13 protein-coding genes and 1 tRNA gene are annotated in these 16,493 nt (G+C 62.4%); all 14 read right to left on the bottom strand.

The features are described from left to right. A partial coding sequence (locus XcuCFBP2542_RS17560) for a GTP-binding protein (protein ID WP_146090302.1) occupies positions 1-91 on the bottom strand: 91 nt, incomplete at its 3' end. 46 nt (positions 92-137) lie between these two features. Continuing rightward, on the bottom strand, positions 138-2,255 hold the full coding sequence (gene fusA / locus XcuCFBP2542_RS17555; protein WP_104605375.1) for an elongation factor G: 2,118 nt from the start codon (positions 2,253-2,255) through the stop codon (positions 138-140). A 136-nt stretch (positions 2,256-2,391) separates the two neighbouring features. Further along, positions 2,392-2,859, bottom strand: a complete 468-nt coding sequence (rpsG, locus tag XcuCFBP2542_RS17550) for a 30S ribosomal protein S7 (protein ID WP_005993356.1) — start codon at positions 2,857-2,859, stop codon at positions 2,392-2,394. 12 nt (positions 2,860-2,871) lie between these two features. Beyond that, the gene (rpsL, locus tag XcuCFBP2542_RS17545) at positions 2,872-3,246 is read right to left on the bottom strand and encodes a 30S ribosomal protein S12 (RefSeq protein WP_003469157.1); all 375 of its coding nucleotides are present in this window, start codon (positions 3,244-3,246) and stop codon (positions 2,872-2,874) included. A 220-nt stretch (positions 3,247-3,466) separates the two neighbouring features. Next, positions 3,467-7,684 carry a DNA-directed RNA polymerase subunit beta' gene (gene rpoC, locus XcuCFBP2542_RS17540; RefSeq protein ID WP_104605373.1) on the bottom strand — a complete coding sequence of 1,406 codons (4,218 nt, stop codon included), beginning with the start codon at positions 7,682-7,684 and terminating at the stop codon, positions 3,467-3,469. 124 nt (positions 7,685-7,808) lie between these two features. Further along, on the bottom strand, positions 7,809-11,960 hold the full coding sequence (gene rpoB / locus XcuCFBP2542_RS17535) for a DNA-directed RNA polymerase subunit beta (RefSeq protein ID WP_104605371.1): 4,152 nt from the start codon (positions 11,958-11,960) through the stop codon (positions 7,809-7,811). Between the two features lie 352 nt (positions 11,961-12,312). Continuing rightward, on the bottom strand, positions 12,313-12,678 hold the full coding sequence (gene rplL, locus XcuCFBP2542_RS17530; RefSeq protein WP_104605369.1) for a 50S ribosomal protein L7/L12: 366 nt from the start codon (positions 12,676-12,678) through the stop codon (positions 12,313-12,315). A gap of 54 nt (positions 12,679-12,732) precedes the next feature. After that, a complete protein-coding gene (gene rplJ, locus XcuCFBP2542_RS17525) occupies positions 12,733-13,266 on the bottom strand; it encodes a 50S ribosomal protein L10 (RefSeq protein WP_104605367.1) in 534 nt (177 codons plus the stop codon). A gap of 547 nt (positions 13,267-13,813) precedes the next feature. Next, positions 13,814-14,512, bottom strand: a complete 699-nt coding sequence (gene rplA / locus XcuCFBP2542_RS17520; protein WP_003486747.1) for a 50S ribosomal protein L1 — start codon at positions 14,510-14,512, stop codon at positions 13,814-13,816. A 3-nt stretch (positions 14,513-14,515) separates the two neighbouring features. Beyond that, positions 14,516-14,944: a 50S ribosomal protein L11 gene (rplK, locus tag XcuCFBP2542_RS17515; RefSeq protein ID WP_104588956.1), complete on the bottom strand. Its 429-nt coding sequence runs from the start codon at positions 14,942-14,944 to the stop codon at positions 14,516-14,518. Positions 14,945-15,143: 199 nt separating this feature from the next. Beyond that, a complete protein-coding gene (nusG, locus tag XcuCFBP2542_RS17510) occupies positions 15,144-15,701 on the bottom strand; it encodes a transcription termination/antitermination protein NusG (protein WP_104605365.1) in 558 nt (185 codons plus the stop codon). 13 nt (positions 15,702-15,714) lie between these two features. Next, positions 15,715-16,125 carry a preprotein translocase subunit SecE gene (gene secE, locus XcuCFBP2542_RS17505; RefSeq protein ID WP_104544236.1) on the bottom strand — a complete coding sequence of 137 codons (411 nt, stop codon included), beginning with the start codon at positions 16,123-16,125 and terminating at the stop codon, positions 15,715-15,717. Between the two features lie 49 nt (positions 16,126-16,174). After that, positions 16,175-16,250 (bottom strand) — tRNA-Trp (locus tag XcuCFBP2542_RS17500). A gap of 105 nt (positions 16,251-16,355) precedes the next feature. Then, on the bottom strand, positions 16,356-16,493 hold a 138-nt coding region (locus XcuCFBP2542_RS17495; RefSeq protein WP_016944792.1), incomplete at its 5' end, for an EF-Tu C-terminal domain-related protein.

Genomic DNA, 16,493 nt, shown 5'->3' with positions numbered 1-16,493 from the left:
CGGCGGTCAACGTGGTCTTGCCATGGTCAACGTGACCGATGGTGCCGACGTTCACATGTGGCTTGGTACGCGCAAATTTTACTTTTGCCATGACTTGCTACCTCTAATTGAAAAATTTTTGAAGCGGCTGAGCGAACTCAGCCCTTCTTGGTGACAGCGTCGGCGATATTGGCCGGCGCCTCTTCGTAGTGGTCGAACTCCATCGAGAACGTGGCACGGCCCTGGCTCATCGAGCGCAGCGAGGTCGCGTAGCCGAACATCTCGCCCAGCGGGATCATCGCGTTGATGATCTTGCCCGACGGGCTGTCGTCTTGACCCTGCAGCACGCCACGACGACGGCTCACGTCGCCCATCACGTCGCCCAGGTAATCCTCCGGGCTGACGATTTCGACCTTCATGATCGGCTCCAGCAACACCGGGCTGGCTTTCGCAAAGCCCTGCTTGAACGCCATCGACGCGGCCAGCTTGAACGCCATTTCCGAGGAGTCGACGTCGTGGTACGAGCCGAACACCAGCTTGACCTTCACGCCCACCACCGGGAAGCCGGCGATCGGACCACTGGTGATCGTTTCGCGCAGACCCTTTTCGACCGACGGAATGAATTCCTTCGGGATGATGCCGCCGGTGATGTCGTTGATGAAGAGGAAATCGTCCTTGACGTTATCGCTCTTGCGATCTTCCTCGGTCATCGGCGACAGCTCGATCACCACGTGACCGTACTGACCCTTACCACCGGACTGCTTGGCGTGCTTGTAGTCGGACTTGACGTCGGTCTTGCGGATCGTTTCGCGATAGGCCACCTGCGGCTTACCGACGTTGGCCTCGACATTGAACTCGCGACGCATGCGGTCGACGATGATGTCCAGGTGCAACTCGCCCATGCCGGAGATAATGGTCTGGCCGGATTCTTCGTCGGTCTTGACGCGGAACGAGGGGTCTTCCTGCGCCAGACGACCCAGCGCCGTACCCATCTTTTCCTGGTCCGACTTGGTCTTCGGCTCCACCGCCATCGAGATCACCGGCTCCGGGAACACCATGCGTTCCAGGGTGATGATCTTGTCCTGCGCGCACAGCGTGTCACCGGTGGTGACGTCCTTCAGACCCACGGCAGCGGCGATGTCACCCGCGCGCACTTCCTTGATCTCTTCGCGATTGTTGGAATGCATCTGCAGGATGCGGCCCACGCGCTCTTTCTTCGACTTGACCGGGTTATAGACCTGGTCGCCGGAGTTCAGCGTGCCCGAATAGACACGGAAGAACGTCAGCGAACCCACGAACGGGTCGGTCATGATCTTGAACGCCAGCGCCGAGAACGGCGCGGTGTCGGTCGCAGGACGGCTGTCTTCCTTCTCGTCGTCGTCGATACCCTGCACCGGCGGACGGTCGGCCGGCGACGGCAACAGGTGCACCACGCCGTCGAGCATGGCCTGCACGCCCTTGTTCTTGAACGCCGAGCCACAGAACACCGGTACGATCTCGACCTTCAGGGTGCGCTCGCGCAAGCCCGCAAGGACTTCTTCCTCGCTCAGGTCGCCCTCGTTGAGGTACTTGTCCATCAGGTCTTCGCTGGCTTCTGCAGCCGCTTCGACCATGAACGAACGTGCCTCGGTCGCGATCTCGACCAGGTCGGCCGGGATGTCGCGGTATTCGAAGGTGGTGCCCTGCGAAGCGGAGTCCCAGTGAATGGCCTTCATCTTCAACAGATCGACCACGCCCTCGAAGCCGTCTTCGGCACCGATCGGCACCTGCATCGGCACGGCGTAGGCGCCCAGACGGGCCTTCAGCTGCTCAACGACCTTGTTAAAGTTGGCACCGGTACGGTCCATCTTGTTGACGAAGGCCATGCGCGGCACGGAGTACTTGTTGGCCTGGCGCCACACGGTCTCGGACTGCGGCTGCACGCCACCGACGGCACACAGCACGAACACCGCACCGTCGAGCACGCGCAAGGAGCGCTCCACTTCGATGGTGAAGTCGACGTGCCCGGGGGTGTCGATGATGTTGAAGCGGTGCTGCGGCATGGACTTGTCCATGCCGGTCCAGAACGCGGTGGTCGCTGCGGAGGTGATGGTGATACCACGCTCCTGCTCCTGCTCCATCCAGTCCATCACTGCAGCGCCGTCATGGACTTCGCCGATCTTGTGACTGACACCGGTGTAGAACAGGATGCGCTCGGAAGTGGTGGTCTTGCCGGCATCGATGTGCGCCATGATGCCGAAATTGCGGTAACGCTCGATAGGGGTGGTACGGGCCACGGGGAGCCTCTCAATTTCTTGGATTTCGGATGGCCGAACGCCGCCTTTCGGCGGCCTTCGGATTGAATGCGACGCTAACTGCGTCGCAAACAGCACTCGGTGGTGCTGAAGGGCCCCGTTACCAAGGCCCCCGAGGTCACCAGCGGTAGTGTGCGAACGCCTTGTTCGCTTCCGCCATACGGTGCGTCTCTTCGCGCTTCTTGATCGCGCCGCCACGGCTTTCCGAGGCGTCCAACAGTTCGGCAGCCAGCTTGCGCGGCATGGTGTTCTCGCCACGCTTGCGCGCGGAATCGATCAACCAGCGCATTGCCAGCGCCATGCGACGGGAGGAGCGCACTTCGACGGGCACCTGATAGGTAGCACCACCGACGCGACGCGATTTGACTTCGACAGCCGGGGCCACGTTGTCCAGTGCTTTCTGCACCAGCTCGACGGCATTCGGATTCTTTTCGCCAATGACGTCCATCGCGCCATAGACAATTTTCTCAGCAACCGACTTCTTGCCACTTTGCATCACCATATTGATGAAGCGGGCAATGGTTTCGCTGCCATGCTTGGGATCAGGCAGGACGGTGCGCTGCGGAGTAGAACCTTTACGGGACATTGGAGTATTTCCTTAGCTCTTCGGGCGCTTGGCGCCGTACTTGGAACGACCTTGACGGCGCTTTGCGACGCCGGCGGCGTCCAGCGAACCACGGACGGTGTGATAACGCACACCGGGAAGATCCTTGACGCGGCCACCGCGAATCAGGACCACGGAGTGCTCCTGCAGGTTGTGGCCTTCACCACCGATGTAGCTGATGACCTCCTCCTGGTTCGTCAGGCGCACTTTGGCGACCTTACGCAGGGCCGAGTTCGGCTTCTTCGGGGTGGTGGTGTAGACGCGTGTGCAGACGCCACGGCGCTGCGGACACTTGTCCAGTGCCGGAGAGGCACTCTTGTAGGTGGTCGCTTGCCGGGGCTTGCGGACCAGCTGATTGATCGTTGCCATCAGTCGATTCTTCTGATTGGAGGCCGAAACGGCCTTGCATGAACACGAAGGCAGGCCGCGAGTCGGCCCACCAAGACAGAGAAGTATAGCTGGCAGGACAAAACTCCGTCAACTTCACGGAAATCTAACCCTGTTGGTCCCTCCCGGACCGGAAAACGGAGGGCCTCCTGCCCTCCCTTTCGCCTGGCTTGCGGCGGCCTTGCGACCACCGCCGGAGCGCTTACTCTTCGTCCGCGCCAGCGTCGGCCACGGTGGCGACCGGCTCGACCACCGCCGGCTTGCCCGACAGCGTTTCCATTTCCGAGTCGGTCAGACCCGAGGCCTTGCGACGGCCGGCGTGATACGCCAGACCGGTACCGGCCGGGATCAGACGACCCACGATGACGTTCTCCTTCAGGCCGCGCAGGTTGTCGCGGGTGCCGCGAACGGCCGCCTCGGTCAACACGCGGGTGGTTTCCTGGAACGAGGCCGCCGAAATGAACGACTCGGTGGCCAGCGAGGCCTTGGTGATGCCCAACAGCACCGGGTCGTACTTGGCCGGCAGCTCAGAACGCGTGGTCAGGCGTGCATTTTCCTCGATGACGCGCTGGCGCTCGACCTGCTCGCCGTTGAGGAACTTGCTGTTGCCCTGATCGACGATCTCGACCTTGCGCAACATCTGGCGGGTAATCACCTCAATGTGCTTGTCGTTGATCTTCACGCCCTGCAGGCGGTACACGTCCTGGATTTCCTTGACCAGATACGCCGCCAGCGGCTCGACACCCAGCAGACGCAGGATGTCCTGCGGGCTCGGCTCGCCGTCCACCACGGTCTCGCCCTTGGTCACATGCTCGCCTTCGAACACGATGATCTGGCGATACTTGGGGATCAGCTCTTCGTGTTCCGAACCATCGGTGTCCTTGATGATGAGGCGCTGCTTGCCCTTGGTGTCCTTGCCGAAGCTGATGATGCCCGAACGCTCGGCCAGGATCGCCGGATCCTTCGGCTTGCGTGCTTCGAACAGGTCGGCGACGCGCGGCAGACCACCGGTGATGTCGCGGGTCTTGGACGCTTCCTGCGGGATCTTCGCCACCACGTCGCCCACGCCGACGGCGGCGCCGTCCTGCAGGTTGACGATGGAGCGCGGCGGCAGCAAGTACTGCGCCGGCAGATCGGTGTTCGGGATGGTCAGGTCGTTGCCCTTGCCGTCGACGATGCGCACGATCGGCCGCAGTTCCTTGGCCTGTGCACCGCGACGCTTCGGGTCGGTGATTTCACGCGAGGCCAGACCGGTCAGTTCGTCGGTTTTCTCGATGACGGTGACGCCGTCGACGAAGTCGATGAAGCGGATGAAACCGGCCACTTCCGACACGATCGGGTGGTTATGCGGATCCCAGTTGGCCACGCCCTGGCCGGCCTTGACCGCATCACCGTCCTTGGCGGTGATGGTGGCACCGTAGGGCAGCTTGTAGCGCTCACGCTCGCGGCCGTGGCCGTCGAGCACCGACAACTCGCCCGAGCGCGACACCGCTACCAGCGAGCCGTTGGCATGCTCGACCGACTTCAGGTTGTTGAACTTCACCGAACCGGTCGTCTTGACCGTGATGTTGTCCACTGCCGCCGCACGCGAGGCCGCACCACCGATGTGGAACGTACGCATGGTCAGCTGGGTGCCCGGCTCGCCGATGGACTGGGCCGCGATGACGCCGACCGCTTCACCGATGTTGACCTGGTGACCGCGTGCAAGATCGCGACCGTAGCAGCGTGCGCACACGCCGAACGAGGATTCGCAGCTGATGGTCGAACGTACCTTCACCGACTGCACGCTGGCGTCTTCGAGCTTGGCGACCCAGGCTTCGTCCAGCAGCGTGTTGCGGGTGACGATCGGCTCTTCGTCGTTGCCCGGCAGGTAGACGTCTTCGGCCACGACACGGCCCAGCACGCGCTCGCGCAGCGGCTCGACCACGTCGCCGCCTTCCACGATCGGGGTCATGATCAACCCTTCGGTGGTGCCGCAATCGACTTCGGTAATCACCACGTCCTGCGCCACGTCGACCAGACGACGGGTCAGGTAACCCGAGTTGGCGGTCTTGAGCGCGGTGTCGGCCAGACCCTTACGCGCGCCGTGGGTGGAGTTGAAGTACTCCTGCACGTTCAGGCCTTCGCGGAAGTTGGCCTTGATGGGCGTCTCGATGATCGAGCCGTCCGGACGCGCCATCAGGCCGCGCATACCGGCCAGCTGGCGGATCTGCGCCTGGCTACCACGCGCGCCGGAATCAGCCATGATGTACAGCGAGTTCATCGACTTCTGGTCGATGGTCTGGCCCTTGGCGTTCTCGACCTTTTCGGTACCGATGGTGTCCATCATCGCCTTGGCGATGCGCTCGCTGGTCCGCGACCAGATGTCCACGACCTTGTTGTAGCGCTCGCCGGCGGTGACCAGACCGGACTGGTACTGCTCCTGGATTTCCAGCACTTCGGCTTCGGCCTCGGTGAGGATGCCCTTCTTCTCGTCCGGGATCAGCATGTCGTCGATGCCGATCGACACGCCGGCGCGGGTGGCGTAGGCGTAGCCGGTGTACATCAGCTTGTCGGCGAACACGACGGTGTCCTTCAAGCCCAGCAGGCGGTAGCTGGAGTTGATGAGGCGCGAGATGTTCTTCTTGGTCATCTCGGTGTTGGCCAGCTGGAACGGCAGGCCTTCGGGCAGGATCTCGCTCAGCAGCGCACGACCGACCGTGGTGTCCACGATCGAGGTGCCGCTGGTGCGCTTGCCGTCGACAGCGTCGATGTCCACCTGGGTGATGCGGACCTTGACCTTGGCGTGCAGTTCCACCACGCGATTGTCGTATGCGCGCTTCACTTCGCTGGTGTTGGCGAACACCATGCCCTCGCCCTTCTTGTTCTCCAGGGCGCGGCTCATGTAGTACAGGCCCAACACCACGTCCTGCGAGGGCACGATGATCGGCTCGCCGTTGGCCGGCGACAGGATGTTGTTGGTGGACATCATCAGCGCACGCGCTTCCAGCTGGGCTTCCAGCGAGAGCGGCACGTGGACGGCCATCTGGTCACCGTCGAAGTCGGCGTTGAAGGCGGTACACACCAGCGGATGCAGCTGGATGGCCTTGCCTTCGATCAGCACCGGCTCGAACGCCTGGATGCCCAGGCGATGCAGGGTCGGCGCACGGTTCAGCAGCACCGGGTGTTCGCGGATGACTTCTTCGAGGATGTCCCACACCTCGGCCTCTTCGCGCTCGACCAGCTTCTTGGCCGCCTTGATGGTGGTGGCCAGGCCACGACGCTGCAGCTTGGCGAACACGAACGGCTTGAACAGCTCCAGCGCCATCTTCTTCGGCAGGCCGCACTGGTGCAGCTTGAGGTACGGACCGACGGTGATGACCGAACGGCCGGAGTAGTCCACGCGCTTGCCGAGCAGGTTCTGGCGGAACCGGCCCTGCTTGCCCTTGATCATGTCGGCCAGCGACTTCAGCGGACGCTTGTTGGTGCCGGTGATGGCACGGCCGCGGCGGCCGTTGTCCAGCAGCGCATCGACCGATTCCTGCAGCATGCGCTTTTCGTTGCGCACGATGATGTCCGGCGCATTGAGCTCCAGCAGGCGACGCAGACGGTTGTTGCGGTTGATGACGCGACGGTACAGATCGTTCAGATCCGAGGTCGCGAAACGGCCACCATCCAGCGGCACCAGCGGACGCAGGTCCGGCGGCAGCACCGGCAGCACGGTCATGACCATCCACTCCGGGCGGTTGCCCGATTCCAGGAAGGCTTCGATCAGCTTGATGCGCTTGGTGAGGCGCTTGAGCTTGGTTTCCGAACCGGTGCTGGCGATTTCCTCGCGCAGGCGGGTCATTTCCGACTGCAGGTCGATCGTGCGCAGCAGCTCGTACACGGCCTCGGCGCCCATGGCGGCGTCGAAATCGTCGTTGTACTCCTGGCGTGCGGTCAGGTACTGCTCTTCGGTCAGCAGCTGGCGGCGCTCCAGCGGGGTCAGGCCCGGCTCGGTGACGACGTAGGCTTCGAAGTACAGCACGCGCTCGATATCACGCAGGGTCATGTCCAACATCAGGCCGATGCGCGACGGCAGCGACTTGAGGAACCAGATGTGCGCGACCGGCGAGGCCAGGTCGATGTGGCCCATGCGCTCACGACGTACCTTGGCCAGGGTGACTTCGGTGCCGCACTTTTCGCAGACCACGCCACGGTGCTTCATGCGCTTGTACTTGCCGCACAGGCACTCGTAGTCCTTGATCGGTCCGAAGATGGCGGCGCAGAACAGGCCGTCACGCTCGGGCTTGAAGGTCCGGTAGTTGATGGTTTCGGGCTTCTTCACTTCGCCGTAGGACCACGAACGGATCAGGTCCGGCGAGGCCAGCGCGATCTTGATCGCGTCGAAATCCAGCGTCTGGCGCTGCTGATTGAAGAGGTTGAGCAGGTCTTTCATTTGATATCTCCGGGTCGGAGGAATTCGTATCTGAGATGGGCGGGAAGCGTGTTATCTCGGGACTGGGGACCCGGAAAGCGAGGAGCACAAAGCTCCTGCTCTCCCGGGTCCCGGGTCCCGGCTCTCACTCTTCCAGTTCCATGTTGATCGCCAGCGAGCGGATTTCCTTCACCAACACGTTGAAGGATTCCGGCATGCCCGCGACCATCTCGTGCTCACCATCGACGATGTTCTTGTACATCTGGTTGCGGCCCTGCACGTCGTCGGACTTCACCGTCAGCATTTCCTGCAGGGTGTAGGCCGCGCCGTAGGCTTCCAGCGCCCAGACTTCCATCTCACCGAAGCGCTGACCACCGAACTGCGCCTTACCACCCAGCGGCTGCTGGGTCACGAGCGAGTACGGGCCAGTCGAGCGCGCATGCATCTTGTCGTCGACCAAGTGGTTCAACTTCAGGTAATGCATGTAGCCGACCGTGGTCTTGCGATCAAACGCCTCGCCGGTGCGACCGTCGTACAGCTGGGTCTGGCCGCTCTGCGGCAGTTCGGCCAGTTCCAGCATGCGCTTGATTTCCGCTTCGCTGGCGCCGTCGAACACCGGGGTCGCCATCGGCACGCCGTCGATCAGGTTCTTGCCCAGGTTGAGCAATTCCTCATCGCTGAACTGCGACAGATCCACGCGCTGTGCATTGATCGCGTTGTCGTGGTTGTAGATGTCGTCCAGGAACTTGCGCAGCTCGCTGACCGCCGCCTGGGCTTCCAGCATGCGCTGGATCTTGCGACCCAGGCCCTTGGCGGCCCAACCCAGATGCACTTCCAGAATCTGGCCGATGTTCATACGCGACGGCACGCCGAGCGGATTCAACACGATGTCCACCGGCTCGCCGGTGGCCATGTACGGCATGTCCTCGACAGGTACCACGTTGGAGACCACACCCTTGTTGCCGTGGCGGCCTGCCATCTTGTCGCCCGGCTGGATGCGACGCTTCACGGCCAGGAACACCTTGACCATCTTCAGCACGCCCGGTGCGAGGTCGTCGCCCTGGGTGATCTTGCCGCGCTTGTCGGCGAAGCGTGCCTCGAATTCCTTCTCGTGCGCCTGGATCTGCTTCTGTGCGCGTTCGATGGCATCGGCGGCGTCTTCGTCCTTCATGCGCAACTGGAACCAATCGGACTTCTTCAGCCCGTCCAGATACGCGTCGGTGACGTTGTCGCCCTTCTTCAGGTTCGGACCGCCGTTGGCGACCTTACCCACGATCTGCGAGCGCAGACGTGCGTAGATGGCCGCTTCCAGGATGCGGAACTGGTCGTCGAAGTCCTTCTTGACGCGCTTGATCTCGGATTCTTCGATCTGGCGCGCACGCTTGTCCTTCTCGATGCCATCGCGGGTGAAGACCTGCACGTCGATGACGGTGCCGTCCATGCCCGGGGGCACGCGCAGCGAGCTGTCCTTCACGTCGGACGCCTTCTCACCGAAGATCGCTCGCAGCAGCTTTTCTTCCGGGGTCAGCTGGCTTTCGCCCTTCGGCGTGACCTTGCCCACCATGATGTCGCCGGCGCGCACTTCGGCACCGATGTACACCACGCCGGACTCGTCCAGACGGTTCAAGGCCTGCTCGGACACGTTCGGGATGTCGGCGGAGATTTCCTCCGGCCCCAGCTTGGTGTCGCGCGCCACGCAGGTCAGTTCTTCGATGTGGATCGTGGTGTAACGATCTTCTTCCACCACGCGCTCGGAGAGCAGGATGGAGTCTTCGAAGTTGTAGCCGTTCCACGGCATGAAGGCGATCAGCATATTCTGGCCCAGCGCCAGTTCACCGATGTCGGTGGACGGGCCGTCGGCCAGCACGTCGCCGCGCGCAATCACGTCACCCACATTGACCAGCGGACGCTGGTTGATGCAGGTGTTCTGGTTGGAGCGGGTGTACTTGATGAGGTTGTAGATATCCACGCCGGCATCGGTGCCGCCGCCAATTTCTGCCTCGTTGACCTTGACCACGATGCGGGCCGCGTCGATCTGCTCGATCACGCCACCACGCAAGGCATTCACGGTCACGCCCGAGTCGCGCGCAACGGCACGCTCGATGCCGGTACCGACCAAGGGCTTTTGCGAACGCAGCGTTGGCACGGCCTGGCGCTGCATGTTGGCGCCCATCAAGGCGCGGTTGGCGTCATCGTGTTCCAGGAACGGCACCAGCGCCGCTGCGACCGACACGGTCTGCATCGGCGAGACGTCCATGAAGTGGACTTCCGCCGGCGGCTTCAACAGCGACTCGCCCTGGAAACGGCACGGCACGAACTGCTCGGTGAGCATGTTCTTGGCGTCGGTCAGCGCGTTCGCCTGGGCGATCACGTACTCGTTTTCTTCGATCGCCGACAGGTATTCGACGTCGTCGGACACCTTGCCGTCCAGCACCTTGCGGTACGGCGTCTCGAGGAAGCCGTACTGGTTGGTGCGGGCGAACACGGCCAGCGAGTTGATGAGACCGATGTTCGGGCCTTCCGGGGTTTCGATGGTGCAGACGCGGCCGTAATGGGTCGGATGCACGTCGCGCACTTCGAAGCCTGCGCGTTCGCGGGTCAGGCCGCCCGGACCCAGTGCGGAGACGCGACGCTTGTGCGTCACTTCCGACAGCGGGTTGTTCTGATCCATGAACTGCGACAGCTGCGAGGAGCCGAAGAATTCCTTGATCGCGGCAGCCACCGGCTTGGCGTTGATCAGTTCCTGCGGGGTCAGGCCTTCGGATTCGGCCATCGACAACCGCTCCTTGACCGCGCGCTCGACGCGGACCAGGCCCACGCGGAACACGTTCTCGGCCATTTCGCCAACCGAACGCACGCGACGGTTGCCGAGGTGATCGATGTCATCGACCACGCCGCGACCGTTGCGGATCTCGGTGAGCACCTTGATGACTTCCAGGATGTCGGAGGTGTCGGTGTGCTCGGCGACCAGGCGCTTGGATTCTTCGTCGTTGCGCTCGGCAAAGTACTTCTTGTCGTACAGCACCGACTCGCCCAGCACGTCCTTGCGGCCGACGCGGCGGTTGAACTTCATGCGGCCGACCGTGGACAGGTCGTAGCGCTCGAAGGTGAAGAACAGGTTGTGGAACAGGTTTTGCGCGGCTTCCTTGGTCGGCGGCTCGCCCGGGCGCATCATGCGGTAGATTTCGACCAACGCTTCCAGCTGCGTCTTGGTCGGATCGATGCGCAAGGTGTTGGACAGGTACGGACCACGGTCCAGGTCGTTCACCCACAGGGTGCCGACCGCGTCGACGCCGGCCTTGCGGAACGCCGCCAGCTGGTCTTCGCTGATTTCGTCGTTGGCATTGGCCAGCAGTTCGCCGGTCGAGCCATCCACCACGTCGTGCGACAGGATGCGGCCAACCAGGTAGTCGTCCGGCACGGCCAGCGCGGCAACGCCGGCGGCTTCCAGCTGCTTGACGTGACGCGCGGTGATGCGCTTGCCCGCTTCCACGATGACCTTGTCGCCATCGGCCAGGTCGAAGTTCAGCGTTTCACCACGCAGACGCTCCGGCACCAGCTCCAGCTGCACGCCTTCGTCCGGGTTGATGTGGAAGGTGTTGATCTCGAAGAACTCGGCCAACATTTCTTCGTTGCTGTAGCCAAGCGCGCGCAACAGGATCGATACCGGCAGCTTGCGGCGACGGTCGATACGGGTGAACAGCGCGTCCTTCGGGTCGAATTCGAAGTCCAGCCAGGAACCGCGGTACGGGATGATGCGGGCGCTGTACAGCAGCTTGCCCGAGCTGTGGGTCTTGCCACGGTCGTGGTCGAAGAACACGCCCGGCGAGCGGTGCAGCTGCGAGACGATCACGCGCTCGGTGCCGTTGACGATGAAGGTGCCGTTGCCGGTCATCAGCGGGATTTCGCCCAGATAGACCTCCTGCTCCTTCACGTACTTGATGGCCTTGGTGGACGACTCGCGGTCGTAGATCACCAGGCGCACGGTCACGCGCAGCGGCGCGCCATAGCTCATGCCGCGCTGACGGCATTCACGCTCGTCGAACACCGGCTGACCCAACTTGTAGCCCACGTACTCCAGCGCAGCGTTGCCGCTGTAGCTGGAGATCGGGAACACCGACTTCAGAGCGGCATGCAGACCGAGGTCCTTGCGCTTGGTCGGTTCCACGTCTTCCTGCAGGAATTCGCGGTAGGAGTCCACCTGGATGGCAAGCAGGAACGGCACTTCGAGGATCGAACGCTGCTTGCCGAAATCCTTGCGGATACGCTTTTTTTCGGTGAACGAATAAGACGTCATGAGGTCTTCACCCTAGGCTGCGGGGCCACGTTGCGGCGGCCCTGAAATAACAAAATTGAACCCGCGCACATGGATGTGCGCTGCTCTTGTGAGGGACTCACGTTCAAGTTGTCAGTTGGAAGTCGCTGGTATTGCCGGCACCAGCACGCCTTCTCCCGCTACTTCCAACTACCAACTCGGTGAGGCCGGGAATCGGGGATGGAGGACTGGGAATCGGATGAGCACGCGATGTCGCATTTGCGATTCCCAAATCCCGATTCCCGATTCCCGTCCGAAACGGCCAAAGGCCGGGGGCTTTACGCCCCCAGCCTTCAGTGCATCACCATGAAACGCTGGCGATGCAAGATGCTGCTTACTTGATTTCGACCGTCGCGCCGGCTTCGGTCAGTTCCTTCTTGATCTTCTCGGCCTCGTCCTTGGTGGCGCCTTCCTTCAGCATGCCACCGGCTTCGGTCAGGTCCTTGGCTTCCTTCAGACCCAGGCCGGTCACGCCGCGCACGGCCTTGATGACGCCGACCTTGTTGGCGCCACAGTTGACCAGCACCACGTTGAATTCGGTCTGCTCTTCAACCACGGCAGCCGGGCCGGCAGCAGCGGCAGCCACCGGGGCGGCGGCGGAGACGCCGAACTTCTCTTCGATGGCCTTGACCAGCTCCATCACTTCCATCAGGGACTTCTCGGCGATGGCGTCGACGATCTGTTCGTTGGTAAGGGACATTGTGATTACCTTTAAATGATTTTCTGGATTGGGGTTCTAGCGAACGCTAGGACATCAAGCTTCGGCAGTCTCGGCGACCGGCGCGGCGGCTTCGTCGCCACCACCCTGCTTGTCGCCAACGGCCTTGACGGCACGGGCGAACATGGCAGCCGGTTCGGACAGCACGCGAGCCAACATGGCCAGGGCCTGGTCACGTGTCGGCAGCGAGGCCAGCACGTCAACGTGGCTGGCCGGGAACAGTTCCCCACCAATTGCCACAACCTTGGCCTGCAGCTTCTCGTTGCTCTTGGCGAATTCCTTGATCAGGCGACCGGCAGCGCCGGGTTCCTCCATCGAAAACGCATACACCAAAGGACCAACCAGCTTGTCGGACGCGACAGCAAATTCGGTACCTTCGACGGCACGCACGGCCAGGGTGTTCTTGACAACTTTCAAGAACACACCGGTTTCGCGGGCCTGCTTGCGCATCGCGGTCATCTGGGAGACCGTGGTGCCAGCGTATTCGGCGGCGATCAGGGAGTGGGCCTTGGCGGCGATGTCTGCCAGCTCGGCGACTACGTCTTGCTTCTGGGACAGATTGAGAGCCATTGCACTCCTCCGTTAAAGCCGGGATTGGTGATTGGTGATTCGGGATTCGTCACAGCGATCACGCCGCCGTTGCCAATCCCAAATGCCGAATCGCTAATCCCCGCTTCAAACTACTCCGCTCGCGGCTCCTGCCGGTTGCGGTCCAGGGCGGCCTCCTTCCTGGAAGCCGGGAACATCGACCGATGTTCCGTTGGTGGCCGTTCTAGACCTGGAGTGGACTCGATCCGGGATGCCCCAGACGCGCGTAAACCAGAAAGCTCCAGAAGGGCGACACCATCTACGCCGGCCAGTTCGAAAACGAACCGATTAAGCGATCCCGCTGCATCGACGGCGACTCCTTGCCAGTGCGAGCATCCCTGCCCGTCGTCGATCTGCGCTGACCGCGCCTGCGGTCTTTGACGGCTACCGCCGGACGTGCCGGCGATCGCCTTCAAAATGTCCGTTACCCCAAAGGAGGGAACGGACTCCCAGCACACGGTTGCCCGGGCCGGAAAAACAATGCAGTACTCCACGAATACGTCAGGCGCATGACGCCCGACGCCTTCGATTACTTCAGCGACAGGCTCGACTGATCGACCGTCACGCCCGGACCCATGGTCGAGCTGACCGACACCTTCTGCAGGTAGGTCCCCTTGGAGGTGGCCGGCTTGGCCTTGACCAGATCCAGCAACAGCGCCTGCAGGTTCGACTTCAGCGCTTCGTCGTCGAAGCTGGCCTTGCCAATGGTGCAGTGGATGATACCGGCCTTGTCGGTGCGGTAGCGCACCTGGCCCGACTTGGCGTTCTTGACCGCTTCGCCCGGGTTGGCCGACACGGTGCCGACCTTCGGGTTCGGCATCAGGCCGCGCGGGCCCAGCAGGGTGCCGAGCTTACCGACCACGCGCATGGCGTCCGGCGTGGCAATGACCACGTCGTAGTTCAGGTCGCCGGCCTGCATCTTCTCGGCCAGGTCGTCCATGCCCACGGCTTCGGCGCCGGCGGCCAGGGCTTCGTCAGCCTTGGCGCCTGCCGGTGCGAACACGGCAACGCGCACGCTCTTGCCGGTACCGGCCGGCAGCACAGTCGAACCGCGCACCTGCTGATCGGACTTCTTGGCGTCCACGCCCAGGCGCACAGCCACGTCGATGGACTCAACGAACTTGGCCTTGGTGGCGGTCTTCAGGATCTTGATTGCGTCTTCGAAGGCATAGGTCTTGCCCGGAACGACAGCGGCCGTGATGGCCTTAACGCGCTTGCTCTGTGCCATGTCTTAGCCCTCCACCGTCAAACCCATGCTGCGGGCAGAACCCGCAATCGTGCGAACCGCCGCTTCCAGCTCGGCTGCCGTCAGATCGGCTTCCTTGGCCTTGGCGATCTCTTCCAGCTGCTTGCGCGTCACCTTGCCCACCTTGTCGGTGTTGGGGCGCTTGGAACCGGAGGTCACACCCGCCGCCTTCTTGAGCAGCACGCTGGCCGGGGTGCTCTTGGTGACGAAGGTGAAGGTACGGTCGGAATACGCGGTGATGATGACTGGCGTCGGCAGGCCCGGTTCCAGCTTGGACGTGGCCGCATTGAAGGCCTTGCAGAATTCCATGATGTTCAGACCGCGCTGACCCAGTGCAGGGCCGACCGGCGGCGCAGGATTGGCCTGACCGGCCTTGACCTGCAGCTTGATGTAAGCAACTACTTTCTTTGCCATTTCGATACTCTCCGGGTGCTAGCGCCTGAACTGCAGGCTCCCCATCGGACCGGGAAAATCACGCGTCCCGGCTTCGCGTTTTGACCACATGCAGATGGCCGCCATGCGGCAGCCAGTGTTTCCCGGCGGTCCGCCAGGTCAGCGAGCCGCGCAGCATAGCAGGATTTTCGAACGGACGCCTGGACGGCGCCCAAACCGATCAGCCCTTTTCGACCTGGCCGAATTCGAGCTCGACCGGGGTGGAGCGACCGAAAATGAGCACGGCCACGCGGAGCCGGCTCTTCTCGTAGTTGACTTCTTCGACAACGCCATTGAAGTCGTTGAACGGGCCGTCGGTGACGCGCACCATCTGGCCCGGTTCGAACAACACCTTGGGACGCGGCTTTTCGACACCGTCCTGCACACGCTGCAGGATCGCATCGGCCTCCTCGTCCCGGATCGGCAGCGGCCGGTCGGCGGTGCCACCAATGAAGCCCATGACCTTGGAAGTCTCCTTCACAAGATGCCAGCTTTCATTGTCGATGCGGGGGATGCCGGCTTCCTCGTGCGTTTCGATCTGCACCAGCACATAACCCGGGAAGAACTTGCGCTCGGACCGACGCTTCTGGCCGGCACGCATTTCGATGACTTCCTCGGTCGGCACCAGCACGTCGCCGAAACGCTCTTCCATTCCGGTGCGCGCAATGCGGTCGCGCAGCGCCTGCGCGACAGATTTTTCGAAGCCTGAATAGGCGTGAACGACATACCAACGCTTCACTGCTTGATTCTCCTCAACGAGCCAGGAACCACTGCGTGAGCTTCTGGATGACGAAATCGAAGCCGCCCAACAGCAAACTCAGAATGATTACAACAACAATGACGACCCAGGTGGTGCGGATGGCTTCCTGGCGTGTTGGCCAGACCACCTTGCGCAGCTCGAACCTGGATTCGGACAGGAATTCACGGGTATCACGACCCTTGCCGGTCCCGAGAAACACGAACGCACCCGCCACCAACCCGACGATGACCGCCAGCGCCCGCAACTGCGGCGTCCAGGCACCCAGCTGGGTCGCGCGTTCGGGCGCGGAAAACCAGAACCACACAAACAGCCCTGCAATCACCAGGATCGCAGAGATCACGTATTTCACGATATCGGCGCTTGCAGCAGACGCGCTTTTGGAAGGCTCGATTTTGCTATTCATCCGGCTCTAGTTACCGATCTGACCCGAATCGCTGGGCCGGAAAGAGGAGTGGCACGCCAGGAGGGACTCGAACCCCCAACCTGCGGTTTTGGAGACCGCTGCTCTGCCAATTGAGCTACTGGCGTATGTACTCGTTTACCGCACACCTTAGACAACGAAGGCGGACCGCGGTTCAGCCGGCCCGCCTTTCGCGCAAATCCGGCGACCTCAGGCCGCCGGATTGCAGGTTCTTACTTGACGATCTTGGCAACCACGCCGGCGCCGACGGTGCGGCCACCTTCGCGGATGGCGAAACGCAGACCTTCGTCCATCGCGACCGGGTTGATCAGGGTCACGACCATCTTCACGTTGTCGCCCGGCATCACCAT

This window comes from Xanthomonas cucurbitae, from assembly GCF_002939885.1.
Lineage (GTDB): Bacteria > Pseudomonadota > Gammaproteobacteria > Xanthomonadales > Xanthomonadaceae > Xanthomonas > Xanthomonas cucurbitae.
The sequence above is the reverse complement of the archived record's forward strand: the minus strand, read 5'-3'. Positions and strand labels throughout refer to the sequence as shown.

What these genes read in the sequence shown, in the direction of transcription:
- rpsG (WP_005993356.1), bottom strand. Translation starts at nt 2,859, where the DNA reads ATGTCCCGTAAAGGTTCTACTCCGCAGCGCACCGTCCTGCCTGATCCC.
- rpsL (WP_003469157.1), bottom strand. Translation starts at nt 3,246, where the DNA reads ATGGCAACGATCAATCAGCTGGTCCGCAAGCCCCGGCAAGCGACCACC.
- rpoC (WP_104605373.1), bottom strand. Translation starts at nt 7,684, where the DNA reads ATGAAAGACCTGCTCAACCTCTTCAATCAGCAGCGCCAGACGCTGGAT.
- rpoB (WP_104605371.1), bottom strand. Translation starts at nt 11,960, where the DNA reads ATGACGTCTTATTCGTTCACCGAAAAAAAGCGTATCCGCAAGGATTTC.
- rplL (WP_104605369.1), bottom strand. Translation starts at nt 12,678, where the DNA reads ATGTCCCTTACCAACGAACAGATCGTCGACGCCATCGCCGAGAAGTCC.
- rplJ (WP_104605367.1), bottom strand. Translation starts at nt 13,266, where the DNA reads ATGGCTCTCAATCTGTCCCAGAAGCAAGACGTAGTCGCCGAGCTGGCA.
- rplA (WP_003486747.1), bottom strand. Translation starts at nt 14,512, where the DNA reads ATGGCACAGAGCAAGCGCGTTAAGGCCATCACGGCCGCTGTCGTTCCG.
- rplK (WP_104588956.1), bottom strand. Translation starts at nt 14,944, where the DNA reads ATGGCAAAGAAAGTAGTTGCTTACATCAAGCTGCAGGTCAAGGCCGGT.
- secE (WP_104544236.1), bottom strand. Translation starts at nt 16,125, where the DNA reads ATGAATAGCAAAATCGAGCCTTCCAAAAGCGCGTCTGCTGCAAGCGCC.